This is a genomic window from Cellvibrio chitinivorans (genome assembly GCF_035117775.1).
In the GTDB taxonomy this organism is placed as follows: domain Bacteria; phylum Pseudomonadota; class Gammaproteobacteria; order Pseudomonadales; family Cellvibrionaceae; genus Cellvibrio; species Cellvibrio chitinivorans.
In genome coordinates, this window is sequence record NZ_JAYKKN010000001.1 from 748,117 (window position 1) to 772,772 (window position 24,656).

21 protein-coding genes are annotated in these 24,656 nt (G+C 50.7%); 7 read left to right on the forward strand and 14 right to left on the reverse strand.

Annotation, left to right across the window (positions count from 1 at the left end):
• Positions 1 to 51 precede the first annotated feature (51 nt).
• Positions 52 to 1,866, forward strand: coding sequence for an ABCB family ABC transporter ATP-binding protein/permease (locus tag SPL68_RS03180; RefSeq protein ID WP_323813618.1), 1,815 nt, complete (start codon positions 52 to 54; stop codon positions 1,864 to 1,866).
• 20 nt (positions 1,867 to 1,886) lie between these two features.
• Here SPL68_RS03180 and SPL68_RS03185 read toward each other — a convergent pair whose 3' ends face one another.
• Positions 1,887 to 2,882, reverse strand: coding sequence for an AraC family transcriptional regulator (locus tag SPL68_RS03185; protein WP_323813619.1), 996 nt, complete (start codon positions 2,880 to 2,882; stop codon positions 1,887 to 1,889).
• A 177-nt stretch (positions 2,883 to 3,059) separates the two neighbouring features.
• Between SPL68_RS03185 and lpxC the strand changes: the two genes are divergently transcribed.
• Complete coding sequence (gene lpxC / locus SPL68_RS03190; RefSeq protein WP_323813620.1) at positions 3,060 to 4,004, forward strand: UDP-3-O-acyl-N-acetylglucosamine deacetylase; 945 nt, start codon at positions 3,060 to 3,062, stop codon at positions 4,002 to 4,004.
• Positions 4,005 to 4,143: 139 nt separating this feature from the next.
• Here lpxC and SPL68_RS03195 read toward each other — a convergent pair whose 3' ends face one another.
• The 4 genes from SPL68_RS03195 to SPL68_RS03210 form a co-directional block, all read right to left on the reverse strand.
• On the reverse strand, positions 4,144 to 4,563 hold the full coding sequence (locus tag SPL68_RS03195) for a hypothetical protein (protein ID WP_323813621.1): 420 nt from the start codon (positions 4,561 to 4,563) through the stop codon (positions 4,144 to 4,146).
• 166 nt (positions 4,564 to 4,729) lie between these two features.
• Positions 4,730 to 4,951, reverse strand: a complete 222-nt coding sequence (locus SPL68_RS03200) for a VF530 family protein (RefSeq protein WP_323813622.1) — start codon at positions 4,949 to 4,951, stop codon at positions 4,730 to 4,732.
• 5 nt (positions 4,952 to 4,956) lie between these two features.
• Positions 4,957 to 6,147, reverse strand: coding sequence for a Bcr/CflA family multidrug efflux MFS transporter (locus SPL68_RS03205; protein ID WP_323813623.1), 1,191 nt, complete (start codon positions 6,145 to 6,147; stop codon positions 4,957 to 4,959).
• Positions 6,148 to 6,290: 143 nt separating this feature from the next.
• Entirely contained in the window at positions 6,291 to 6,734 is a 444-nt protein-coding gene (locus SPL68_RS03210; RefSeq protein ID WP_323813624.1) for a hypothetical protein, read from the reverse strand.
• Positions 6,735 to 6,988: 254 nt separating this feature from the next.
• Here SPL68_RS03210 and SPL68_RS03215 point away from each other — a divergent pair, with 254 nt between their 5' ends.
• Together SPL68_RS03215 and SPL68_RS03220 are read left to right on the forward strand one after the other, a co-directional pair.
• On the forward strand, positions 6,989 to 7,198 hold the full coding sequence (locus SPL68_RS03215; protein WP_323813625.1) for a cold-shock protein: 210 nt from the start codon (positions 6,989 to 6,991) through the stop codon (positions 7,196 to 7,198).
• Between the two features lie 211 nt (positions 7,199 to 7,409).
• Entirely contained in the window at positions 7,410 to 9,176 is a 1,767-nt protein-coding gene (locus tag SPL68_RS03220; RefSeq protein ID WP_323813626.1) for an ABC transporter transmembrane domain-containing protein, read from the forward strand.
• A gap of 124 nt (positions 9,177 to 9,300) precedes the next feature.
• On the opposite strand, the gene SPL68_RS03225 is transcribed toward SPL68_RS03220, so the two are convergent.
• A complete protein-coding gene (locus SPL68_RS03225; RefSeq protein ID WP_323813627.1) occupies positions 9,301 to 10,494 on the reverse strand; it encodes a lytic polysaccharide monooxygenase in 1,194 nt (397 codons plus the stop codon).
• A gap of 495 nt (positions 10,495 to 10,989) precedes the next feature.
• Here SPL68_RS03225 and SPL68_RS03230 point away from each other — a divergent pair, with 495 nt between their 5' ends.
• Positions 10,990 to 12,936 (forward strand): vanadium-dependent haloperoxidase, encoded by a 1,947-nt coding sequence (locus tag SPL68_RS03230; protein ID WP_323813628.1) that lies wholly within the window; start codon positions 10,990 to 10,992, stop codon positions 12,934 to 12,936.
• Between the two features lie 86 nt (positions 12,937 to 13,022).
• Here SPL68_RS03230 and SPL68_RS03235 read toward each other — a convergent pair whose 3' ends face one another.
• The 6 genes from SPL68_RS03235 to SPL68_RS03260 form a co-directional block, all read right to left on the reverse strand.
• Positions 13,023 to 15,809, reverse strand: coding sequence for a hypothetical protein (locus SPL68_RS03235; protein ID WP_323813629.1), 2,787 nt, complete (start codon positions 15,807 to 15,809; stop codon positions 13,023 to 13,025).
• A 170-nt stretch (positions 15,810 to 15,979) separates the two neighbouring features.
• Positions 15,980 to 17,263 (reverse strand): phosphate regulon sensor histidine kinase PhoR, encoded by a 1,284-nt coding sequence (gene phoR / locus SPL68_RS03240; protein WP_323813630.1) that lies wholly within the window; start codon positions 17,261 to 17,263, stop codon positions 15,980 to 15,982.
• Positions 17,264 to 17,411: 148 nt separating this feature from the next.
• On the reverse strand, positions 17,412 to 18,110 hold the full coding sequence (gene phoB / locus SPL68_RS03245) for a phosphate regulon transcriptional regulator PhoB (protein ID WP_323813631.1): 699 nt from the start codon (positions 18,108 to 18,110) through the stop codon (positions 17,412 to 17,414).
• A 120-nt stretch (positions 18,111 to 18,230) separates the two neighbouring features.
• Complete coding sequence (locus SPL68_RS03250; protein WP_323813632.1) at positions 18,231 to 19,232, reverse strand: alpha/beta fold hydrolase; 1,002 nt, start codon at positions 19,230 to 19,232, stop codon at positions 18,231 to 18,233.
• A gap of 50 nt (positions 19,233 to 19,282) precedes the next feature.
• Positions 19,283 to 20,158, reverse strand: a complete 876-nt coding sequence (gene ubiA / locus SPL68_RS03255; RefSeq protein ID WP_323814303.1) for a 4-hydroxybenzoate octaprenyltransferase — start codon at positions 20,156 to 20,158, stop codon at positions 19,283 to 19,285.
• Between the two features lie 325 nt (positions 20,159 to 20,483).
• A complete protein-coding gene (locus SPL68_RS03260; RefSeq protein WP_323813633.1) occupies positions 20,484 to 21,101 on the reverse strand; it encodes a chorismate--pyruvate lyase family protein in 618 nt (205 codons plus the stop codon).
• Positions 21,102 to 21,358: 257 nt separating this feature from the next.
• Between SPL68_RS03260 and SPL68_RS03265 the strand changes: the two genes are divergently transcribed.
• The gene (locus SPL68_RS03265) at positions 21,359 to 21,634 is read left to right on the forward strand and encodes an HU family DNA-binding protein (RefSeq protein ID WP_323814304.1); all 276 of its coding nucleotides are present in this window, start codon (positions 21,359 to 21,361) and stop codon (positions 21,632 to 21,634) included.
• Between the two features lie 53 nt (positions 21,635 to 21,687).
• The gene (locus tag SPL68_RS03270; RefSeq protein WP_323813634.1) at positions 21,688 to 22,989 is read left to right on the forward strand and encodes a dicarboxylate/amino acid:cation symporter; all 1,302 of its coding nucleotides are present in this window, start codon (positions 21,688 to 21,690) and stop codon (positions 22,987 to 22,989) included.
• Positions 22,990 to 23,035: 46 nt separating this feature from the next.
• On the opposite strand, the gene SPL68_RS03275 is transcribed toward SPL68_RS03270, so the two are convergent.
• The gene (locus tag SPL68_RS03275; RefSeq protein ID WP_323813635.1) at positions 23,036 to 23,701 is read right to left on the reverse strand and encodes a hypothetical protein; all 666 of its coding nucleotides are present in this window, start codon (positions 23,699 to 23,701) and stop codon (positions 23,036 to 23,038) included.
• Positions 23,702 to 23,908: 207 nt separating this feature from the next.
• Positions 23,909 to 24,535 (reverse strand): hypothetical protein, encoded by a 627-nt coding sequence (locus tag SPL68_RS03280; protein ID WP_323813636.1) that lies wholly within the window; start codon positions 24,533 to 24,535, stop codon positions 23,909 to 23,911.
• Between the last annotated feature and the right edge of the window lie 121 nt (positions 24,536 to 24,656).

Below are 24,656 nucleotides of genomic sequence, written 5' to 3' on the forward strand. Positions count from 1 at the left end.
GCCTGTCGGCTATCTCTCCTTTCCGTTTTATCTCCTTATAGAAGACACATTATGCGCGGCATGCATTCATCCGGCTTATCAGTTCATCCCAATAATGAAACACGCACAGCAAATACGCGCGTGAATTTACGCCAGTGCATAAATTATTTGTGGCCTTATTTGTGGGAGTTTAAAGGCCGGGTGATATTGGCAATTCTGGCATTGCTTGCTGCCAAGGGCGCAACCCTGGTAATGCCTTGGGCGCTAAAACATATTATTGATGGCGTGGATTACAGCCTCGCGCCTGAATTGGTGTTGCCTGCATTTTTTATTTTGTTTTACGGTGCTCTGCGTTTTGGTAGCGTATTTTTTGGTGAAGTGCGCGATGCATTATTCAGCCGTGTCACTGAACATGCTATGCGCAAAATTGGTTTGCGTGTGTTTAACCATTTGCACTCGCTTGAGCTTGCGTTTCATCTCGACCGCGCAACCGGCGGTATCAGCCGCGATATAGAGCGCGGTACCAATGGCATCAGTTTTTTGATGCGCTTTTTAATGTTCAATATTGTTCCCACGCTGTTTGAAATTCTCATGGTGGCGATTATTTTTGCCGCGGCCTTTTCGATTTGGTATGCGGTGATTACGCTTGTTGCCGTTGCTATCTATGTAGTGTTTACCATTTACACCACAGAGTGGCGCAATAAATTTGTGCGTGAAGCTAATCAGGCGGATTCATCCACCAGTACACGTGCAATTGATTCGCTGCTCAACTACGAAACCGTTAAATACTTTAATAACGAGCAGCATGAAGCAAAAACTTACGATGAATTTCTCGCCAATTGGGAGTCGGCAAAATTAAAAAACCGTATGTCACTGCTGGCCCTTAACTCAGGGCAAGCATTAATTATTGCATTGGCGATGACCGCCATGATGTGGATGGCGGCGCAAAGTGTACTGGATAAAGAAATGACCTTGGGTGATTTGGCAATGATCAACGCCTATATGATCCAGTTATTTATACCACTGAATTTCCTCGGCTTTGTCTACCGCGAAATTCGTCGCTCGCTGACTGATTTGGAAAATATGCTGGCGCTATTAAAACGTAAACCCGCGATTACTGATGCAGAAGGCGCACCCTCACTCAAAGTCACCGGTGGAGCGATTGATTTTCAGCAAGTGAATTTTGGTTATCACCCGGAGCGCGCAATACTCAACGAATTTAATTTGCATATTAACGCAGGTTCCAAGGTGGCGATTGTTGGTTCATCCGGTGCGGGCAAAAGTACTTTGTCGCGCTTACTGTATCGCTTCTACGATATTCAGTCCGGCAGTATTCAGATTGATGGTCAGGATATTCGCAGTGTGAGCCAGGAAAGTTTGCGCCGTGCTATTGCTATAGTGCCGCAGGATACTGTGTTATTTAACACCAGCATTCGCGCTAATATCGCTTATGGAAATCCGCAAGCGAGTGATGAACAAATTGATCGCGCGATTAAAATGGCACACCTGAATCGTTTTATTAACAGCCTGCCGCAAGGTGATAAAACACTGGTGGGCGAACGCGGTTTAAAAGTGTCGGGCGGAGAAAAACAGCGTATTGCCATCGCCCGAGTATTACTTAAAGGCTCGCCTATTTTAATTTTTGATGAAGCGACCAGCGCACTGGATTCAAATTCAGAAGCCGCAATTGTGGAGGCAATGAACGAGGTTTCCAGTGGTCACACCACACTGATAATCGCTCATCGTCTATCGACTGTGATTAACGCCGATCAAATTATCGTAATGGATTCTGGCGTAGTTGTTGAGCAAGGCACTCATGCAGAGTTATTAGTGAAACAAGGCAAGTACGCACAAATGTGGGCAATGCAACTGCAGGACGATAATTGATTTGGTTTTTTTCGATGAGTTTAATGCTGCTGGCGATAGTGTGTGGGTGATGATTCAAACCAGTTTTTAAACGCGCGAGTAAAATTGGCTTGATTATTAAAGCCAAGTAAATAACTGATTTCATTGAGTGATAGTTGCGATGAGCGGATATAACCCAAGGCTAACTCTTTGCGTACTTCGGTGAGCAGTAACTGATAACTGGTTTTTTCTTCGTTTAGTTTTCGCTGCAGGCTACGGCTGCTCATATGCAGTTTTTCCGCAACTATTTCTTCCGACAAGTTTCCATTCGGTAGCTCTTTGTGAATCAGGTTGCGCACTTGATTGGTGATGCTTTTATCAACTTGCTGCAAACGTGTCATTAATAACTGGTCAGACAAGAGCGCAAGCTCAGGGTCACCGGTTGGTAATTGTGTTTCGCAAACAGAAGTATCCATGACGATCAAATTGATATCTTGCTGATAAACCAGCGGGCAGTCTAAATAATTTTCCATCGCACCGGATTCATCGTAACAATCGTTGCGCAGTAAAATTTCTACTGGTGTGAAGTTATCACCATAGAGCATGCGCGCCATTTTAATAATGGCAATCAACCAGGCATCGCGCGCGCAGGGGTGAATCAGTGCAAGGTTTTCATCGGTATCGAATTTAAAATGGTAGGCAGAATCCTGGCGATAATATTGCGTGATCAGCGCATTGTTAACCAGCTTGCTGTAGCGCTGTAAGCGATAGAAAGCTTCTTTGAGCGAATTGCTTGCCAACCAGGAAAAGCCCAGCGCATTAAAGCTGGTGCTATTCCACTCCTTTCCAACACGAAATCCAAAAGCATGGTCGCCAGTTGCCTCGACTGCAGCGCACCAAAGCTTATACATGCCTTCAACCGGATAGCGGGCATTGCTCTCGCCTAAAAATGCAGGGTTGAGTCCCGCTTGTTTAAAAATCGCAGCCGCGTCCAATTTTTCTTGTTGTAATAATTTCCAAATCAGTAAAGCCCAACTGGTAAGCGTTTTTGAACTCATGGCGACATCCTGTTAGCAAGGTTTGGCATCTTCAATTGCATTGTCGCCTGATGACAAGCGATTGGCGCAGAGGGATAAAGCGATCAGTGGTTGTTGTCGGTTTTGGATAAATCCACTCTGGCGTCGCGCCCTATTCTGGATAGGTGAAATAAACACACCAATCCAAGAGGTGACGGTATGAGTGTCGATGAATCTTATTATATGCAACATACACTGGCCACATCATTTAGTTGTTTGGGTGTGGGGCTGCACAGCGGTTATGTAGTGACTATGATCGTAACGCCGGCAGAACCTGACACGGGCTATACGTTTGTTCGTCGCGATGTTGAAGATGATCGCAATCAGGTCAAAGCGCATTGGCACAATGTATACGATGCAAAACTGGGCACTAATCTGCGCAATGAGCAGGGTGTAAAAATTCGTTCGGTTGAGCATTTGCTTGCTGCATTAAGTATGCAGGGAATTGATAACGCGCGTATTTTAATTGATGGCCCGGAAGTGCCTGCAATGGATGGTAGCACGCGCACTTTTTCTGATTTGATTCTCAGTGTAGGCCGCGTACAGCAGAATGCAGAGCGCAAAGTATTGATGGTGAAAAAACCGGTCGAGGCGCGCGAAGCCAACCGCAGTTTGAGTGTTCGCCCTTCACCTATGCTCTGGTTGGATTTGGAAAATGAATCCCTGCCGGAAACATTGGGTAGCAAGCGTATATCAACGCCGGTCACTGAATACCTGTTTATCAAAAAATTGGCTGGTGCTCGTGGCTATATGGATGCTGAATATTTGGAGGCCTATAAAGAGCTGGGCTACTTTCAAGGTGCAAGTCAGAACAATTTGATTTTGGTTGAGCAGGATGATGTGCTCAATAAAGGCAAATTGCGCTATCGCGATGAAATTTTGCGCCACAAGGCAGTTGATTTATTGGGTGACATGGTGCTTGCTGATGCACCGGTGATGGGGCATTTTATTGGTCGAGGTGCGGATCATTCGTTGCACCATCTACTGATGCTGGAACTGATGTGTGACCCCGCTAATTATGTGATTACTACTTTGAGAGAGTTGGAGCAGCAGTGGTTAAGTTTGACTGAGGATGAATCCGATGATCATCGTGCAGCTATCTAAGTGGCGTTATCTAGGTTCTATTATCTAAGTACCGCTATCTAATTCGATGCGTCTGATTTTTTAGGCCAATATCTGCTAGTTAAAACCCGGGGGTCAGTTGTGCTGACTCCGGGTTTTTAATAAAAGTCCTGCAAGGATATTAATTAGTCAATTCCTTAGCTTTTTCTTCAGTTGCTTGTGCTGCATCTTTCACAGCATCGGCAGTGTTATCGGCGGCTTCATCAATAGCTTCACCAGCATCGTTTAATGCTTCAGTTGCATCGGCTTTCATTTCGGCCGCTGCGTCTGCTGCATCATTTTTCATTTCAGTTGCAGCTTCACCAGCCTCATTAATTGCTTGCGCAGTGTCTTCTTTTATTTCAGTTGCAGCTTCGCCGGTTGCATCAACTGCTTCATCCACCACTTCGCTGGCTTCATCCATAGCTGCTGCTGCATCTTTTTTCATTTCTGCTACCGCATCTTTCACTTTGTCTTGTGCATCTTGTTGTTCTTCTTTGGCGCAAGCGCTCAACAAGCCGGCGGCGATCAATAAGGTGGCGATGGTGTTAATTGTCTTCATGATGAAATCCTTATGGTTAGTGTGTGAATAAGCTGCCAATTGATAGGTAATGAATACAATTACGGCGACAGCTCACGTGAAGTCTATACCCATAAGGAAAATGATTAAAGTGCAAAGCCGAAGTAGAAAAGCTAAATGGGAATAAGCTGGTGATGGAATAGAATGATTATTTTGAAAATGATGTATTTAAATAAAGTTGTTCGACTTTTTCACGCGCCCAAGGCGTTTTGCGTAGAAATTTTAAACTGGATTTAATGCTGGGATCTGATTGAAAGCAGCGGATATTAATTCGCTCGCCCAATTCGTCCCAGCCGTAGTATTCAACCAGGCGCGTGACAATAGTTTCCAATGTCAGACCGTGTAATGGGTTATTTTTTTGTTCACTCATGATTTTTAGCTCGCAGACGCTTTGTTGTGATAAGCATACCAGACCTGACAAATAAGCACGCCGACAACACCTGCGAACATCAACAGCGAAAACGGTATGGCAGTGCCGGTATAGAAAAATGCGAGCAATGGCCCTGCGAACGCACCGCTACCAAAACGCAAGGTTCCCATCACCGCAGTTGCAGTGCCGGAATTGTGCGGGAATTTCATTAACACCAGTGCATCGGTATTGGTCGATATTAACGAAAGCCCCGACATCAGCGGTGCAATGCTAAATACTGTGAACCAAATGTTAAGTGAAAAATAATTAAATACGCAGAGCAAAACAACGCTGATAAAGGATATACCCAAGCCCGCGCGCAACATGGTCAAAGGCCCGAGGCGAGTTACCAAACGACTATTGATAAAATTGGCCAGAATCAAACAGACAACATTTGCACCGAACAACACGCTGAATAATTGTTCGCTGACACCGAAATAATTGATGTAGATAAATGAAACGGCAGTGATAAAACAAAAGAACGCAAATGAGCCAAACATCATGCTGGCAATTAAGGGGCGCGCCAGTGGATTGGAAAATACAATCTTGTAGCCGCTAAAAAAATTACTGGTCGCCTGTGGCTGGGCATTAACCGGTTTGCTGATTTCCGGCAACCATTTCCACACCAACGCAAAAATCAACGCACTGTAAATTGCCATCACTATAAAAATACTGTGCCATTCACTGACCCACAAAATGGCGCTGCCAATACTGGGCGCGAGCAAAGGCGCGAGCATCATAATCATGGATAAATAGGACATGCCTTTGGCGGTGTGTTCCTGATACAAGTGCCGCACTAATCCCGGCACCACAACCGTCGCCGCAGCGCCGCAAAACGCTTGCAGCGCGCGCAGCCCTAAAAAGAATTCGATGTTATCGACAAACGCCAGTGCGATGCTGCTCAGGGTAAATCCGGTAAGACCGAAAATCGCCAAAGGTCTGCGCCCGAGTAAATCGGCAAGTGGGCCAAACAGCAGCATACCCGCACCATAAGCCGCGAGAAAAATACTGAGCGATTGCTGCACACTGCCGATGTGTGCGTCCAGATCGCGCGCGATATCGGGCATAGCGGGTAGATACATATCTATCGCCAAAGGCGTTGTAGCAATAACCGCCGCTAATAGAACAATTAAATAGGGATGTGATTCTTTGGTCATGATAAATGCAGTAATAGAGCTGCAGCGATGAGTGCAAATGCAGTCTCATCACCGGAGGGAGGTTTCATTGAGATAAGTATCTTATGCGCCTTACGCGAATTAAACGACGGGCTTGGGGTTATTGAATACAACCAAAAATTAGATCATTCGAGCGATGCACTGACATCGCTGCAATTATTTTCCAATTTGGTTATAGCATCGCCATAAAGCGGCTTTAACAGTTCTAACTGTTTTTCTCCGAGATAACCCTGTGCAAATTCCAGCGGAGGAACACCATTGCCCCAATCGCAATGAATCACGGCGATAGTTGCCAAGTTTTGCGCGACTGAGGTTTTTAAATAAGGGCGATAATTCTGTTCTTGTACAAAGGCGGAAAATCTATCCAACTCGGCTACGTAAAAATCGGCGTCTCGCTTAAAACTGACTTTATGTACGCCTGCTTGCTCCATAATCGCCTTAACGTAAATCGGTTTGAGTGATGCTTGGGTTTTTGGCCAATCGGCCAGTGTAAAGTCGCCAATTTGAGCCCAGCTGAAACTGGTGAAGAGCAAAGATAAGAGCAGCAGAGGCAAGCGCAGAAACAGCATAGCGATCTCGATATTAACGGAGGGATTTACACAATGTGGAATTATACGCCCAAGGCTGGATTTATAGGGTAATTCCCTTGGATTGACATTGAGGCAAAGGCGTGTAAACTGGCTTGCAGCTTGAAAGTACGTCTAATATTTATGCACCACATTTCGAATTCCTTCATAGTATTTCGTCCTGTTACATAAGTAATTCATTTCCAGCACAAACCGCCCTTCGGGGTACACTTACTTTTGTATTAATAGGTAATACTATGTCTAAAACTACCACTGGCACTGTTAAATGGTTCAACGAAGCTAAAGGTTTCGGTTTCATCGAACAAGAATCTGGTCCAGATGTATTTGCTCACTTCAGCGCTATCGTTGGTTCAGGTTTCAAAACCTTGGCTGAAGGTCAAAAAGTTAGCTTCACCGTTACTCAAGGTCAAAAAGGCCCACAAGCTGAAAACATCCAAGCTATCTAATTTTAGATAGACTTTAGCGGCCAAGGCCGCTGATGTTCAGCTAGCGAGTAAGCTAGAAAAGGCGAAATCTACGGGTTTCGCCTTTTTTATTGTCCGTAGATTGGTTGATCGAGCCAGAATTGACAAAGGTCACGACTCAATCGCCCCTCCTTGTATTTGATTATCCATCCCCTATTGTTCCCTGAGTCTCTTTACGCTCGCGGGAATATTTATGTCGCTGCCTTCTAACTCCTCTTCTGCTCTATCGCGCCGCCAGATTTTGCTGGATTTACTGCGCCCCTATCGCCTGCGCATTCTGTTTGCTTTTGTGGCTCTGGTAGTGGCAGCCGCTTCGGTGTTGTTGATTGGTCAGGGCTTGCGACAGGTCATCGATAAAGGATTTGTGGCCGGCAGTGCGCAGTGGCTCAACTATGCGCTCTTGGGTACTTTGGCGGTGATATTGGTGATGTCAGGTGCTACCTATGCGCGCTTTTATCTGGTCTCCTGGCTGGGGGAGCGGATTACCGCAGATTTGCGCCGACGGGTGTTTGCCCATCTTTTAAAATTATCGCCCGCATTTTTTGAGCAGAATCGCACCGGCGATGTGCTTTCGCGTCTGACCAATGACACCACCCAGCTGGAGACGGTGATAGGTTCGAGTGTGTCTATGGCGCTGCGCAATGCACTCTTGCTGCTCGGTGGTCTGGTGATGTTGGCGATTACCAGTTTGAAGCTGACCCTTTTGGTGTTGCTGGCGATCCCCTTTGTGCTGGTGCCGATCATTATGTTTGGCCGCCGCGTACGCAAATTGGCGCGCGCAACGCAAGATTCTGTGGCCGATGTCGGCGCCTATACCGATGAAGTCGTCCACGAAATTCGCACAGTGCAGGCCTATGGGCATGAGGCGGAATCGGCGCGCGAATTTAATCAGCGGGTGGAAGCGACTTTCGCTACGGGTGTTAATCGAATTCGCCAGCGCGCGCTCTTGGTTGTTGCGGTCATCACCTTGGTCTTCAGTGCGGTTGCGTTGATTTTGTGGGTTGGTGGGCACGATGTATTAAACGGTGCGATTAGTGCGGGCGAGCTCTCGGCTTTTATTTTCTACGCGGTGATAGTCGCCAGTGCCATGGGCACTATTTCCGAAGTGATTGGCGATGTACAGCGCGCCGCAGGGGCAACCGAGCGCTTGGTGGAATTATTGGCGACACCATCGGCGCTGCCGATTAGCGCTAACCCAACACCTCTGCCTATGCCCGCGCAAGGTTTGGTGGAGATGCGCAATCTGCGTTTTGCCTACCCCACCCGCGTGGACGCGCCGGTATTTGATGGCTTTAACCTGCGCGTAAATCCCGGTGAGAAAATCGCCTTGGTCGGCCCTTCCGGTGCGGGGAAAACCACTGTATTCCAGCTGTTACAGCGCTTTTATGATCCTCTAGCGGGCGAGATTTTGTTGGATGGCGTCGAGCTAAAAGATGCTGATCTGCAGCAGGTGCGCGAGCGTATCGCCCTAGTACCGCAAGATCCGGTGATCTTTGCCGCCAGCGTGCGCGACAACGTGCGCTACGCGCGCCCGGATGCCAGCGATGCCGAGGTGATTGCCGCCTGCAAAGCCGCTTTTGCGCTGGAGTTTATTGAGCAATTGCCCGATGGCTTGGATGCTTATCTCGGTGAGCGCGGGGTGCGTTTATCGGGCGGGCAAAAACAGCGCATCGCCATTGCGCGTGCGATTCTTGCGGATCGCCCGATCTTATTATTGGATGAAGCCACCAGCGCGCTCGACTCCAATAGTGAGCAGGTGGTGCAACAGGCGTTGGAAGTGCTGATGAAAAACCGCACCACGCTGATGATCGCGCATCGCTTATCGACTGTGGTCAATGCCGACCGGATTCTGGTGCTGCAACAGGGCAAAGTAGTTGCGAGCGGAACTCACGCGCAATTGCTGGCGAGTAGCGAGTTATATCAGCAGCTCGCGCGGCTGCAATTTCAGGTGGATGGTTAATCCTTTTAGGGCAGATGGCAACACAATAAAAAACGGCAATCCCGCGGGATTGCCGTTTTTTTATCACTAACGTCAGTGTTACAACCGGGCTTAACTTGCAGGTGAACCCGGTGATGACTGCTAATTAGTTACAGCTGCGAACCAGAGACCAAGCGTTGGTCCAAGCCCAGCCAGTGCCTGGAGCATAAGCGCCGCCTTGTGAACACCAGCCTGCAACAGTACAGCTGTACTCACTACCAGCGTTTACTACTTTAGCGCCAGCTGCGTAGCTTGCACCGTTCACGTAAGCAGGAGAAGTACAGCTGCCAGTTGCTACTGAAGAAGACGAGCTGCTTACCACGCTGCTAGCAACACTGCTTGAGCTTGAAACTACAACAGATGAAACAGCGCTGGAGGTGCTGGAAGTAGTGCCTTCGCTACATGCGCCCAGATCCAACCAGTAGTTGTATTGACCTGAAGTCAGTGCTGGGTCATTACCTTGAGTCCAGTAGTTAGCAGAGTAACGTCTGCTGTTGTGCTGCACTTGTTGTGGTTGGGTATAGATAGTGGTGGCATTCCAGGTTGGCAAGCCAGCACAGGTATTGTCAGAGCCGACTGATGAAGCTACTGAAGATGAAACAACAGAAGACACCACGCTAGAAGCTACAGAAGATGAAGACGGAACAGATGAAGCAACTGAAGACGAGCTGCTGCTTGGAGTGCCGTAAACAACGTCAATACATTGGTAGAAAGCTTCTGGCGCATCAGCTACAGGATCGCGCTGCCAGATGCTGTACACAATGTGACGGCCAGTGCGCGGTGGCAGGTTCACAATGTGAGTAGCAACAGATTCGCGGTCGGCTGGCAGTGATTGGTGGATTTGTTCCAAATCAGACCATTTCAACGGAGCAGCGCCAGGGTTAAAACCTTCTTTGGTGATGTAGTAACGGAAGTAAGAGGTTTTGTGTGCCGCTGGGTTAGTCCAGGTGAAAGCCAGTGGGCCTGCAGTCACGGTGGTTGCGTTCCAGTCATTGCGAGCCAGGTTCAGACCGTTGTTGCTGGTCATGTTGGCGCCACACAGCTTGCCATCTGGAATCAGGTTTTGGTGGTTGTCGTTAGCGCCACCGATACCGATAGATTGTGGTTCATATTGGCTGGCGTTGCCTCCAGCTGCTGCAGCCATACAAGCTGCGGTGGTATTACCACCTTGCGAGCTAGTACACCAAAACGCACGACTTTTCGGGCTAGATACATAACCGTGTGCAAACGCTTGGCTTGCAACCAACAGCGAACCCATTACTACAGCGGCAATACCGCAAGTTTTCATTGTATTTTTCACTTTCAATCTCCGAACTTATTGTTGATTAGAGGTGCTTTTGAGAAGGCACTCGGGACTACGACTGAATTAACCATGCATGAATCAGGTCGCATCCGTGGCGTCAGGATCATTGCATGGCTGGGAGTCTAAAATGACAACGTTGTATTAGCGAGTTCGAGTTTTGGTTTTTGAGGTAGTTTTTTGCGACGAAAGTACGATTTCTGGAAAATTTGCAGCGCGATTAGGGATGTTTTTGTTATTCCTAAAAAATAATGTGACGAGCTAAACAGTTTTTAAATGGAATAAAAAATTAATTCTGAAATAAAAAATATCGATGAATCTGAACAGACCAAATGTGTAATGGGTGGTTTTTAGTCGAATCCCGCACAGCGACTTGGCGTATCAATCTATAATTTCCCGCGCACATTAATTTAATAAGCAAGAGTGGTAGTTATGTTTCGAGGTGTTTCGCTTTATGCCCTGCCGAGGGCTAAAAATTGGGGGGCGATATGCCTGATGAGTTTATTGGTTGGCTGTGGTGGTGGCTCCTCGGATAAACCAAAGGCTATATCCCAAACGCCGGACAATCGCCCGGTATCGGTGGCGCAGCGCTGGAATGAGGTAGTGCTGGAGTCGATCCGCCGCGATCGGGTACGCCCGCCGGTACAGGCGCGCAATTTATTTCATATCTCTGCTGCGGGTTATGATGCCTGGGCGGTTTACGCCCAAGCTGACATCGCAACTGCGCTGCCCGAGACTTATCTGCTGGGCAAAACCCGCGCAGGTTTCAACTGTCCACTGCCGCAGCGCCCAGCACCCACCGATGCCCAACCTGCGCGCGAAGAGGCATTGAGCTATGCCAATTACCGCTTGATCAGGCATCGCTACCAGGAATCGCCCGGTTATGCCCATACGCTGGCACTGGCGGAGCAGTTAATGCGGGACTTGGGTTATGACCCAGCCAATGAATCGGTCGATATCAGCGCGTCAACGCCTGCGTCTTTGGGCAACTATATCGCCCAGTGTTATATCGATTACGGTTTGCAGGATGGCTCCAATGAGGCTGGCTCCCACGCCAATCGTTATTATCAGCCGAGCAACCCGCCGATTGCGCCCTCCCTGCCCGGCAACCCCAGCGTTGTTGACCCTGACCGCTGGCAGCCGATAACGCTGGACGTATTTGTTGATCAGGGTGGCAATGTAATTAGCAACGGCGCGGCCAGTTTTGTTGGCGCCGAGTGGGGCAATACCCTGCCGTTTGCATTGAAGGATACTGATCTGCACCGCTATGAACGCGAGGGCAACCCCTATCCTGTCTATCTCGACCCCGGCCAACCGCCCAGTTTGAAAGTGAACCCTGCCAACTACCAATGGAGTTTCACTTTGGTCGCGAAATGGTCAGCCCATCTGGATCCGACCGACGGGGTGATGATCGATATATCGCCGGCCAGCCTCGGCAATGCGTCCGCGCTTCCGCGTTTATTTGATGATCACCGCTTCTTCTATGACGATCGCAATGGTGGAGCCTCCGAGCAAGGCCATAGACTCAACCCTAAAACCGGCGCCGCTTACACGCCGCAATGGGTACCGAGAGGGGATTACACCCGGGTACTGGCCGAGTTTTGGGCAGACGGGCCTAATTCCGAAACCCCGCCCGGGCACTGGTTCAGCATTTTTAATGGCGTTACGCGCGATGCACGTTTGGTAAAGCGTTTTCGCGGTCAGGGTGAGTTGTTGGGCAGTTTGGAGTGGGATGTCAAAGGCTACTTTGCCCTTGGCGGTGCCATGCACGATGCCGCCATCGCTGCTTGGGGAGTAAAAGGCTGGTATGACTATGTGCGGCCTATTTCTGCCATACGCACTATGGCTGATTTGGGGCAGAGCAGCGATCCGAGCCGCCGCAATTATCACCCGCAGGGCATACCGCTGGATCCGGGCTTTGTGGAGATAGTGGAGTTTGGCGACCTGTTATCGGGCAGTCACAATCAGCATGTCGGCAAAATTAAACTGCGCGCCTGGCGCGGTCCTAGTGCGATTCAAAACCCCGCAACCGATACCGCTGGTGTGGATTGGATACTCGCTGAAAACTGGCAGCCCTATCAGCGCCCCAGTTTTGTATCGCCGCCTTTTGGCGGTTATGTGTCCGGCCACTCCACCTTTTCACGCGCGGCGGCGGAAGTGTTAACCGCATTCACTGGCGATGAATACTTCCCCGGTGGCATGGGCGAATTTCCCTTGCAGCAGAATCAATATCTGGTATTTGAAGAAGGCCCCAGTGTGGATTTAACCCTGCAGTGGGCGACCTATCGCGATGCGGCTGATCAGTGCAGCTTGTCGCGAATTTGGGGTGGTATACATCCGCCGATGGACGATATGCCCGGGCGCTTGATGGGGGAAGTGATTGGGGTGCAGGCAGTGGACTTTGCAGAGCAGTTTTTTACCGGTAGCAGCACCCAGCGTTAATCGATCAGCCTTGACCAAAGGTATTGCCCATAAACAACAAACCCGCCAATTGGCGGGTTTGTTGTTTTAGCAGCAAGACTGAAGGATTAGTTCAGCGGATTGCCGAAGCGCTTCATAGTGAAATTATCATCATCCGCGCTGAAGGATAGAGTGTTGCCATCCAAAGTCGCGGTGATATCGCCTTCCAGGGTACAGGTGTCATCTGGATAATCATCGGTATAGTCCTGATCTACTGTTGCGCTTAACAGGCCGGTTTCTGCATTCCAGGTAAAGCTGCCATTCGCCCAGCCGATTTGACATTCAGGATCATCATTTTCGATTTTGGCGTGGATGAAGCCATTGTCAGCGGTAAAGGTAAACCAATCGCCAGAACCCGATACTGCCCAAGCGCCTGCCAGAGGGGCAGATTCGCTCGGGGTAACTTTAGTCAGGGCGAAAGTATCCTCACCTTCGGTCATAGTCATGGAACTACCAGAAATAGTTGCAGTTTCAACACCTGAGGCGCTGCAGCTATCTTGTGGGTCAACTGCGGTAGTATCAGTGTCCAAATCTACCGAGAAGGCGCCAGTAGTGGCATTCCAGCTATAGCTGCCATAGGCCACTCCGGGTTGGCAATTAGGGTCTTCATTGCTGACTTTTACCTGCGCGAAAGTGCCGTCTTTGCGGAACATCAGGTAGTCACCGCCGATAACCCAAGTGCCAGCGATGGCCGGTTGATAGTCAAACGCCGCCAGCAGATTATTTTTAGCTGCGCCATTGAGTACCAATGTGCCGGTTTCCAGCGTTTCGCCTTCGTCAGCTTTGTCGCCGCGGCGAACCAAGCCATCATGTACCGTAAAGACAACATAGTGCTCGTCTGAATCAAAATCACCTACAGCCAGCACACTTTCCGGAATGGCAAAACCAATGGCATTGGCCTCATCGCCTTCCAGGTAGGGAAGGGTCAATTGTGACCAGGTAGTGGTTGCCAACAAGGTTGGGCTGCTCTCGTTCCAGTTGTGCAAATAGAAGTGGACAGTTTTGTCGTCGTTGTCCAGCAATTGCACGCCAATAACCTCGCCGTTAGGCCAGTCGATAGTCACCAGTTTGGCGCCTTGAGTGCCGGGTTCTACGTCGGGCGAAATGAGCTCAGCCAAAGTCTCAAGCACGCTGCTGGTTTGTGCCCAACCCTCAGCTGTCCAACCGACATAGTTGACGGTTTCACAGTTGCCGCCAAAGCTGCTCGGTGAGTCGTTTAACTCGCCATCACCATTCTTATCCCAAGGGCAGATAAGGCCATTGCCATAGTCGTAACCCGCGTTATACCAGAGGGTGTAAAGCTCATTGGTGCTTTGGATGGTAATGCGGTAGCCCAGTGCACCTTGAGCAAAGTTGTTGGCAGGATTGATCTGCGACACCAGACCGCGGGTATCACCGTAGGCATTGAAGAAGGTAGAGATTGAGCGGCCGCTCAAATTGATCACTTGCGTTGCCTTGGCGTTCACACTGTTGGTTGGTGCATCGGCAGCGCCCAAAGTGACAGAACCGTCTTCATTTAGGGCAGTGGCTTGGAAAATGTCATTAGAGATAACCCAGCCTGACTCAGTTAATACCACCTGACCATCCAGCTCGTACTCGGGCAGTAGCTGGAATGTTTCGCCATCGTAATACTGCTCTTGCTCTGGGGTATTCAGCGCAGGAAAACCGCCGTAATAAATTTCACTTGGCTCATAGCCCTCAATCCAGTAGATGCCGCCGCCAGCACTCAGGCCGGTAGCCAGAGTGTTGGTTGCTAGAGGTAGTGAATTGGTGACGTTGGTCGCTTCAACCTGAACGATTCCGGCAACTTGTTGCTGCACTTGCGCCAATGCCTGAGTGATGCTGGTTGCGCCTACAAAAACTTGATCTTCCAATACATCGGCAACGGTTTCGATCAGGTTTTGCAATACGGTGAGCTGGGTAGGATCATTCACATCCAGTCCGAGATCGTCAAAGGTGCCTTCACCGCCGAGACTATCCAAAAAGTTTTGATATGCCGCAGTTGAAGCAAGGCTAACTTCCAAGTCTTCGCTGGTGGTAGGGGTTAACAGTAGATCGCTGCTTTCAAACACATTCTCGCCTGGTTGGAAGACCGTGATAGGACCGTTCAGGTCGGCAACTACGATACAGTCAAGCTGTGGGTAGCCGGGTACGTTGATAGACCAGGAACCGTCTGCGTTTTGGGAGGAGTTATTTTCATCCAGTGGGATGGTTTCAAGCACATTGCCCGCAAGATCAACAACGACTACAGCCAGTTGATTGAGCGGCAGAATCTCTTCAGTTTTATGTGCTTTGGCACTGCGGCCGGTTTTAGCGAGTGCTGCAACATCATCCAGCTCGGGTGAGCTGATTGTTACCGTGAAGGTGGTAGTCCCTGCAGCGGCAGAGCTGCTGGAATTGGAACTGCTGTTGTTCAGGCTGGAGCTGCTGTCCATGCTTGAACTGCTGCTATTGATCGAGCTGCTGGACACAACAGAACTGCTTGCGACTGAGCTGGAGCTGGTGGCTACCGGGCTGGAAGATGAAGACGTCGTCGGGGTAGAGCTGATAGTGCCACCGGTCTGGCTGGAGCTGCTCTCCATGCTGGAACTGTTAGCATCGCTTGAACTGGAACTGCTGGCCTCAACAGAGCTGTTCTCTACTGAGCTGGAGCTGGCTTCTACTACGCTGGAAGATGAGGAGGTAGCTGGGGCGCTGGAAGTTACTGAAGATATAGAGCTGGAACTAGAGCTGATGGGAGCCACGCTGCTGGTTGGCGCAGATGACTTATTACCACCGCCGCTACCGCCTCCACCACAGGCGACCAAGGTCATTACAGATACAGAAATTAGCCCAAATTTAAATTTATTAGTCATAAAAACTCCTGTTTTGATAGTAGGAACCGTGCATTTTACACATATTTTATGCGACACAGTTCTATAACTTAGCCCAGAAATAAGCGCTTGTTAGATCAAAAAAGGTACTTTTGGGGATATCTATAGCTAATGGTTTTAGCGCCAAACCTGAATTGGCTGTCTATTGGTTTCTATTCCTGCAGCGGAAAAACACAGATAAATACGCTGCCTTTGCCTACTTCACTGGTGATTTTCAGCTCGGCTTCGTGGCGCATCAATACGTGTTTTACAATCGCCAAGCCTAACCCCGTGCCGCCGGTGCCGCTGTTGCGGCTGGCATCAACGCGGTAGAAGCGTTCGGTCAGGCGTGGGATGTGCTGGGCTTCAATGCCCGGGCCGTTATCGCTGACGGAAATGTAAAAGTGTTTTTGATCCTGCCATAGCAGAATGCTCACCTTGCCTTCATTGGGGGTGTATTTGATGGCGTTGGTGACCAGATTGGAGAAGGCGCTGTGCAGCTCCTTTTCATTGCCCGACAGCATCAGCGGTTTAGTGGTGTTGTTGCAGATCAGCGTCAGCTGCTGGGATTTGTCTTTGCTCAGCACATCCGCCTCGCTTTTGACGATGGTGAGCAGCTGTTCAATATTGATCGGCTTGTGATTGTGCCCTGCTTCTGTCGTCTCAAGCTTGGAGAGCACCAGCAGGTCGTTGATCAGTAGCGACATGCGCTTGGCCTGCTGCATCATTTGTTGCAGGGGTTTATCCCAGCTGGGGGTGGTGTTGTTATCGGCGAGGGTTTCCACATAGCCGTTGATCACCGTCAGCGGGGTGCGCAGTTCGTGGGAGACGTTGGCGATAAAGTCCTGTCGCATCTGTTCGAGGTTATGTAGTTGCGTCACATCGCGTACCACAATCAAGCGCTCGCCTTTGCCAAATTGGGTGATCTGGAATTGCAGGTGGCGGGAGTTAAAGCGCGGCGATGGCAGCTCCAGCGGTTCGCTGAAATTGCCCTCTTCAAAATAGGCGACAAATCTGGGGTGGCGGATAAAGTTGATTACCGACTGCCCCTGATCTTTGGCGTGCAGCGCGAGCATGCGGTGCGCCGCCGGGTTCCAAAAGTCCAAATGGCCGCGCGCATCCAGAATCAGTAGACCGTCTTTGAGTGCCGAGCTGATCTCCTGAATCCGTTTGATCACCGCTTGCAGGTTTTCTTTTTCATCGCGCTGTTGTTTTTGCAGCTTGTAGATATTGTCGAAAATCTGCCCCCAAATGCCGCTGGCTTCGGGCGGGTATTCAGTCTGCTGGGACACAATCCATTGGTTGAGGCGGCGCATCTGGCGCAACATCAGCAGGATGAAAATGACGCAGCCGATCAGCAACCAAACAGCAATATTGCCGGTAACAAAGCCGATCAGGCTGCAAATGGCGAGGATAATGAGAATGCGCTGGAGTTCAGCGCTGAAACCTTTTAACAAGACCGACAACCTCGTGGCACATAGCGGTAGCAAGGTCGGGGCACCGCTGTAAGACCGTCTGAGACATGGATGTCGAAGATGAGCCTACAGGGATGTATTCACGGCGTGTCTTGCAGTGGTGTCCCGACTTTGCGACGAATTCAGTGAATCAGGCTTCGATACGGGTAGAGAAACGATAACCGGTACCGCGCACTGTCTGGATCAGGTCTTCGTGGCCATCCACAGTCAGGGCTTTGCGCAGGCGGCGGATATGCACATCAACCGTGCGCTCTTCCACATACACATTGCCGCCCCAGACGTGATCCAGTAACTGGCTGCGAGTATAGGCTCTTTCCTGATGGGTCAGGAAAAATTCCAGTAAACGATATTCGGTCGGGCCCATATCCACCGACTGGTCATTAATAGTGACGCGGTGGCTGGCGGGGTCGAGGCAGAGACCTTGCACGGTAATCGGTGCGGAGGTGATTTGTGGATCGGCGCGGCGCAATACCGCTTTCAGGCGGGCAACCAGTTCGCGCGGCGAGAAAGGCTTGGTGATGTAATCATCCGCGCCCACTTCCAGACCTTGAATCTTGTTGTCTTCCTCGCCTTTGGCGGTAAGCATGATGATCGGGATATTCACGGTCACTTCATCGCGCTTTAAGCGGCGCGCCAATTCGATCCCGCTGGTGCCGGGCATCATCCAGTCGAGCAGAATCAAATCGGGTTTTTCATCGATAATCAGGCCGTGAGCATCCTGGGCATTGCTCGCTTCCATGACATGATATTCGGCCATTTCCAAGGCCACGCGCAGCATATCGCGGATTGCAGATTCATCATCAACGATAAGGATTTTACGACCGGTCATATAAGTTCTACCTGAAATAACAGCTGAATGCCGCACAGTTTTGTGAAGCTAATGTTGCAGAGTATTAAATAATTTCAGTGTTACAAATTTATGACAGTGTAAACATTTCGCAAAAAAGTGTTATCGCGCTAGTTCTTTTAATAAAGCCTGATGAAAACGCTCTGGCGCTTGGATTTGTGGCGAGTGGCCTAAATCCGCGAAGTTAACCAGTGTCGCACGTGGAATGGCTTGCGCTGTTAAACGCCCGAGTTTTTTATAGTTGCCCAAGGTTTTTTGCAGCTCAGGGGGTGCGGCGTCTTTGCCTAAGGCGGTATTGTCTAGCTCACCAATCAAGAGCAATGTCGGCATTTTCAGTTGCGGGAATTCGTAAACCACCGGCTGGCTCATAATCATGTCGGCGGTCAGCGCCGAATTCCACGCCACCAGCTCCTTGCCTTTGCCGCGATACATGCCCGCCTGCATCTCCACCCATTGGTCAAACTCCGGGCGCCACTTGCCAGCGTAATAAGTCGATAACTGATACTTGCGGATGCCCTCGGCGCTGGTATTCAGATCGCGTTTGTACCAGTCATCCACACTGCGATAAGGCACGCCCAGTGCTTTCCAATCCTCAAGGCCGATGGGGTTTACCATCACCAGTTGTTCGGTTTGCTGCGGGTACATAAGCGCAAAGCGGGTGGCGAGCATGCCGCCCATGGAGTGCCCCATCACCGTGACTTGATTGACGCCGATAGAGTCGAGCAACGCGCGGGTATTTGCCGCTAACTGCTGGAAACTGAATTGATAATGCGCAGGTTTGCTGGATTTGCAAAAGCCGATCTGGTCGGCCGTCACTACGCGATAGCCTGCATCTACCAGCGCCTTGATCGTCCCTACCCAGGTCGCGGCGCAGAAGTTTTTGCCGTGCATCAACACCAGCGTACGGCCATTTGGCTGCGCGGGTTTGATATCCATGTACACCATTTCCAGCGCTTGCTGCTGGGATTCAAACGCGAAGGTTTTGGTGGGATAAGGGTATTCAAACCCTTCCAAGCGCGGACCATAAACGGCGGGTTCGGCAGCTTTGGCCAAGGCGGCGGTAGTGCTAGTGATCAGCAGCGAAAGACATAACCAGAACTTCATAGTTCGTCCTCTGTGGTGATGATGGGGTTGGGGTGAATTCAGGCGGCTACTCAAGCCGCCGCAGGCGTTTGACGGAGCGCGTAATCTGCGACCAGACCGACAAATACCGCTACGCCGACCCAGTTGTTATTGAGGAAGGCTTTAAAGCAGTCCTCGCGTTTGCGGAAGCGGATCAGCCATTGTTGATAGGCAAAGAGTGCGGCTGCGACTACCAATCCCAAATAATACAAGCCGCCTAATTCAAAGCGGTTGCCGACCAACACCAGCGCATAAATCGTCATTAGCTGGAGCACACCGGTCATCAGACGATCCTGCTCGCCAAACAAAATCGCGGTGGATTTGACGCCAATTTTCAGGTCGTCATCGCGGTCAACCATCGCATAAAAGGTGTCGTAGGCGACTGTCCAGAGCACTGTTGCCAAATAGATCAGCCAAATTCCCTGCTGTAATTCGCCCGCTTCGGCGGCGTAGGCCATGGGAATTCCCCAGGCGAAGGCTGCGCCTAAAAACACTTGAGGTAGATGGGTGTGGCGTTTCATAAAAGGGTAGCAGAAAGCCAGAATCAGCCCGCCGACCGAGAGTTTGATGGTGAGCGGATCGGTCATCAGTACCAGCCCGAAGGCGATCAGGCAGAGGGCGACAAACAGGCCGAGCGCCTCTTTGCTGGATACCGCGCCAGTGGCGAGCGGTCGGTTTTGAGTGCGTTTGACCTTGCCGTCGATTTTACGGTCGGCAAAGTCGTTGATCACACAGCCAGCGGCGCGCATCACGATCACGCCCAGAGTAAAAATCACCAGATTTTTGATGCTGGGCACACCTTTAGCGGCAATCCACAGGCTCCACAGGGTTGGCCAGAGCAATAGCAAGGTGCCAATCGGGCGATCCATACGCATCAGGCGCCAATAGATGGCGGCTTTTTGTTGCAGTTGGCTGGGCGATGCACTGGCTTTGGCATTTTTATCGGCTGATTTAATGATTTTCGCCACTTTTGAAGGTTTTTTTAACGCCGTTTTAACTGGGGGTTGGGTTTGGTTGTGTGGCTGATTTTGCGGCTGGCTTGTGGCTGTGCTTACTGAAGGGGGTGTAGATGGAGTTGTTGATGGATTAGCAGCGGTAGCCGCAGGCTGCGCCTTAGGCTTAGGGTTGCCCTTTTGCTTATTGGATGATTGCGGCGCTTTGGGGTTTTTGGGTTTTACATCTTTGCTCATGGCCAAAAGTCGCTTCTATTTATAGATAGTGTGTATGTGTGATTCAACCGTTCGGATTAAGTGCCTGCCGTGCAAGCCGGTCGGTGAACGCTGGTAGAAATACTTCGCTCACCAGCAGTGGTTTTTGTGGCAGCTGTTGTTCGCGCAGGCTAAATACCGAGCGTCGCCCCCAGAGAATTGAGGTGCCAGCCAGAGCGGCGGGAACATAGGCATGATCGCGGCTAATGCGCGCTACCGCAATGGCGCTGCGTGTTATCTGTGGCTGACTAAACAAAAACGCGCCCAGCGGGCGGGTGCCCTGCTTGCGTAAATGGCGCAAGCGACCGGTCAGGCTGGTGAGCGGCAAAATGCTGCGCGCAAATACCCAAGGTTCGTCGCAGCCGCACAGAATCACTTCGCGGATCAGCGCCAGCGCCGGGCGTTTCATGCCCAATACCTGCTGCTCATCCAACCGTGGCACTGCAATAATCTGGCGCACCACTTTCACCCTGAACTGCCCTTGGCTCGCATCAATCAAACGCGCCGTGAGCGAGCCGCTATGGCTCAGCCAATCCTGCAACGCAAGACTCGGCCGCTGCTGGCGAGCGATGCGACTAAGGGGTTGCCATAACAGGGGTCGCTTTAACAGAGGAAATACAGAATTGCGTGCAGCCTTGGGCAAAGGCTATCTCCTTCTTGCTGGATAAATGAGGGCAGTAAACGGGGCGGGAGTGTAGCAGCTTGTGTTTACTTGAGGATGAATTGCGCGCTGACATCCCTGAACAGAAATCGCGTTAGCATGGGGAAAAAACCGGCGCGGGTCTGCCGCAACGCCAGTATTGCGGGTAAACTCCAAGGTCACTCGATGAAATCGACGCAGCTTTTTACAGAAAATACGATGCTATACAACACATACAAAACAAACTAAGGAGCAAGATGATGCATAAAACCGATATCGTGGTCGCACTGGCGAACAATACTGATCTGGGTGTAAACAAGGCTGATTTGGTGGTCTCTGCCTTTATCGAACAAATTACCAATGCCCTGAGCCGCGACGAATCTGTCGCCCTGTTGGGTTTTGGCACCTTCAATGTAAGCTCACGCGCCGCGCGCGAAGGCCGCAATCCGCAAACCGGCGCGACCATTCAAATCGCCGCCAGCAAAACCGTGACCTTTAAGCCGGGCAAGGCGCTGAAAGACGCGGTTAACGAGTAACTCCCTAACATTCCTATCAGCTCTCACTATCAATAACTATTACGCGAGGCGACATGTCCCTGACCAATAAAATCCTGCTTGGTATGCTTTCAGGGCTGCTGGTGGGGGTGATACTCAACCTGCTGCTCGGGTTGGATGAAGCCCATGCCTCGGCGACCACAGCCTACGGTAAGTGGATTCAAGATGTGGTCGTCAACGGGGTTTTGGATGCCGTAGGTCAGGTGTTTGTGGCCTCGCTGAAGTTGCTGGTAGTGCCGCTGGTATTTGTGTCGCTGGTGTGCGGCGCCGCTTCGCTCGGTGGCCACAACCGCATGGGTGCGCTGGCGACCAAAACGGTAGTGCTCTATACCCTAACTACAGCCATTGCCATTGCCTTGGCGATGGGCGTGGCGATGTTGTTCCAGCCTGGCGCGGGTGTGGATATGGCAGTGGCCAGTAACTACGCGGCTCCACCGGCTCCCTCTATTAAAGAAACGTTCATCAACATCTTCCCCAGCAACCCGGTGCAGGCTATGGCGCAGGGCAATATGTTGCAGGTGATCGTATTTTCGATTTTATTTGGCATTGCTATTTCCCGCACCGGCGGCGAAGTTGGCAACAGCATGAAAACCCTCTTCGAGCAGCTCAATGAAGTTGTGTTGAAAATGATGATGTTGCTAATGGAATTGGCGCCCTACGGCGTGTTCTGTCTGATCGCCAAACTCTTTGCCTCTATAGGTTTCAGTGCTATCGCCGATCTGGCGCAGTATTTTTTCACCGTGCTTTTTGTACTCTTGCTGCACGGGTTTGTGGTTTACGGCAGCTTGTTAAAAACCCTCGCCGGTTTAAACCCCATCACCTTTTTCCGCAAAATGTGGAAAGTGGAAGTGTTTGCGTTCAGTACCGCGTCCAGCAACGCCACCCTGCCAGTGACCATGCGCACGGTGGAGCATGATTTGGGCGTTGACAACAAAGTCAGCAGCTTCTCGGTGCCGCTTGGTGCCACTATCAATATGGACGGCACGGCGATTATGCAGGGTGTTGCCACTGTGTTTATCGCGCAGGTGTACAACATCGACATAGGCGCATCTGGCTATTTGATGGTTATCCTCACCGCGACTCTCGCTTCCATCGGCACTGCCGGTGTACCCAGTGTCGGCTTGGTGATGCTGGCGATGGTGCTGCAGTCGGTGGGTCTGCCGGTCGAGGGTATAGCGCTGATTATCGGCGTGGATCGTCTGTTGGATATGGTGCGCACCGCCGTCAACGTGACCGGCGATGCGACTGTGTCGGTGATAGTCGCCAAAAGCGAAAACATGCTGGATGTGAGCCGCTACGAGGATAAAACCCTCAATACCGAAATTAAGCAGCTATAGATTCGAGCAATAAGTTGCGATCAATAGTTGTGATCAATAGCGGCCATCAATGACGGGTGGTGTGGTTGGGGTCGAAATCGACGCTGATCGATAAATCATCCGTCAGGCAGGGCCAGCGCTCCAGCTCCTCGGTCCAGCCGTTGTCGCGATGGGCGTTGACGTAATCGGTAAAGTTGGCGCCATCAAACTGATGCTCGTTGAGCAGCAACTCCGCAGAAAACAGCACTGCCTGATCCAGCTCATTGGCGAAAGGTTCGCCAATCAACTCATGGGCGATCACATTGGCGACGGTCATATCCATAGGCGCAAGCGGAATGCCGCTCATCGCCATAAATCGATCATTCACTTCTTCCAGCAGGCGATGGGCGAGATAGGCTTCATCGAGCAGCGCCTCCAGCTGGCTGTGCGGGCCGACAATCGACGGCGGCGACATAAAATAATCGCTCGCAATTTTCAGTAGCGGCTCCACTTCACTGGCAATGCCCGCCTCCTGCGCCATGCTGCGAATGGCGTCGATAAAATCCGGCACGTGTTTGATGTAGCGCACCACAAAGTCGGCCAGTTGCGTGGCAGCTTGTTGTTCCGGCAGCTTGATGGCGGCGTGCAAACGCTGCTTGCGGCACTCCACAAACTCCAGCAGCTTGTTGGTGGCAGCGTCCTGCTCCTGCGCCTGCCGGATCAGCTGGCGAATGGGGTTTAGGGGATCGGTCAATCTATTTCTCGGATAGTAGTTATAGGTAATCACATGGCAATCCTGCTGATGCTGCTGAATTCAATCGGGTGCGATTTAAAGGTAATCCATGACCTCACAAACGCAAGCGACGCCTAATAACGACTTTTTATAAAAAAACGGATGAGCGATGAAATCGGCCTGATGGCATTTTCTGTGCCATCAGGATGGGTTAAGTAGGAATAAAAATCAGAAGGCACCAGACAGCTTCAAACGCACACTATTGTCGATATCTCCGGTGAAATACTGCTGAAACTGCAGGCTCAGATCGAGGCTGCCGAGGGTTTGGCCAATGCCCAACACGCCGTAAAGGCCGCCATCTATGTCTATATCTTCCGAGTAGCAATTGCGGCAGCCGCTAATCGCGCGCTCGGAGTAAAGCATGCCGCTCACCCCGCCGCGCACAGTCACAAAGGTCATGTTGTCCTGACCAAAACGATACTTGGGGCCGTACTCGGCAAACACCATAAAGGCATTGGCGTCGGATTCGGAGTAGTCGATATCGCCCCAGTAGTCCTCAATATATTGCGCAAAAGCAGCGTTGTCGCGATAAAACAAAAAGTTGATGCCTAGCGACAGAGTATTTTCTGTTGCGCTTGAATAGTACTCAGCAGCACCGCCGACGGCAGTAGCGCTTTCTTTGATGCCCTGCTCGGCTGCGGTTTCCTGATCAAAGGTCACGTGATCCACATGGCCTGACCAGCTCCAACCGGTGTATTCCTGATTGTTAGGGTTATTGCTGGAACTGGCAAAAGCACTGGCAGAGGCAAGTAAGCAAGCGCTCAGCAGGCAGCGGGTAAACAGGGTCTTGGCCATAGTAGAAATCCATAAGGGTTGGCGATGGAGAAGGGTTTTGCAGCGATTTTGAGTGGATAAATCTGTATGCCAACTTAACAATCAGCCTGATAGCGCAGCTTTCCGTGAATTTGGCGCCCCG

Bases quoted from the DNA above. Each gene is read 5' to 3' on its own strand.
- SPL68_RS03180 (WP_323813618.1), top strand. From the start codon at position 52: ATGCGCGGCATGCATTCATCCGGCTTATCAGTTCATCCCAATAATGAA.
- SPL68_RS03185 (WP_323813619.1), bottom strand. From the start codon at position 2,882: ATGAGTTCAAAAACGCTTACCAGTTGGGCTTTACTGATTTGGAAATTA.
- lpxC (WP_323813620.1), top strand. From the start codon at position 3,060: ATGAGTGTCGATGAATCTTATTATATGCAACATACACTGGCCACATCA.
- SPL68_RS03195 (WP_323813621.1), bottom strand. From the start codon at position 4,563: ATGAAGACAATTAACACCATCGCCACCTTATTGATCGCCGCCGGCTTG.
- SPL68_RS03200 (WP_323813622.1), bottom strand. From the start codon at position 4,951: ATGAGTGAACAAAAAAATAACCCATTACACGGTCTGACATTGGAAACT.
- SPL68_RS03205 (WP_323813623.1), bottom strand. From the start codon at position 6,147: ATGACCAAAGAATCACATCCCTATTTAATTGTTCTATTAGCGGCGGTT.
- SPL68_RS03210 (WP_323813624.1), bottom strand. From the start codon at position 6,734: ATGCTGTTTCTGCGCTTGCCTCTGCTGCTCTTATCTTTGCTCTTCACC.
- SPL68_RS03215 (WP_323813625.1), top strand. From the start codon at position 6,989: ATGTCTAAAACTACCACTGGCACTGTTAAATGGTTCAACGAAGCTAAA.
- SPL68_RS03220 (WP_323813626.1), top strand. From the start codon at position 7,410: ATGTCGCTGCCTTCTAACTCCTCTTCTGCTCTATCGCGCCGCCAGATT.
- SPL68_RS03230 (WP_323813628.1), top strand. From the start codon at position 10,990: ATGAGTTTATTGGTTGGCTGTGGTGGTGGCTCCTCGGATAAACCAAAG.
- SPL68_RS03235 (WP_323813629.1), bottom strand. From the start codon at position 15,809: ATGACTAATAAATTTAAATTTGGGCTAATTTCTGTATCTGTAATGACC.
- phoB (WP_323813631.1), bottom strand. From the start codon at position 18,110: ATGACCGGTCGTAAAATCCTTATCGTTGATGATGAATCTGCAATCCGC.
- SPL68_RS03250 (WP_323813632.1), bottom strand. From the start codon at position 19,232: ATGAAGTTCTGGTTATGTCTTTCGCTGCTGATCACTAGCACTACCGCC.
- SPL68_RS03265 (WP_323814304.1), top strand. From the start codon at position 21,359: ATGCATAAAACCGATATCGTGGTCGCACTGGCGAACAATACTGATCTG.
- SPL68_RS03270 (WP_323813634.1), top strand. From the start codon at position 21,688: ATGTCCCTGACCAATAAAATCCTGCTTGGTATGCTTTCAGGGCTGCTG.
- SPL68_RS03280 (WP_323813636.1), bottom strand. From the start codon at position 24,535: ATGGCCAAGACCCTGTTTACCCGCTGCCTGCTGAGCGCTTGCTTACTT.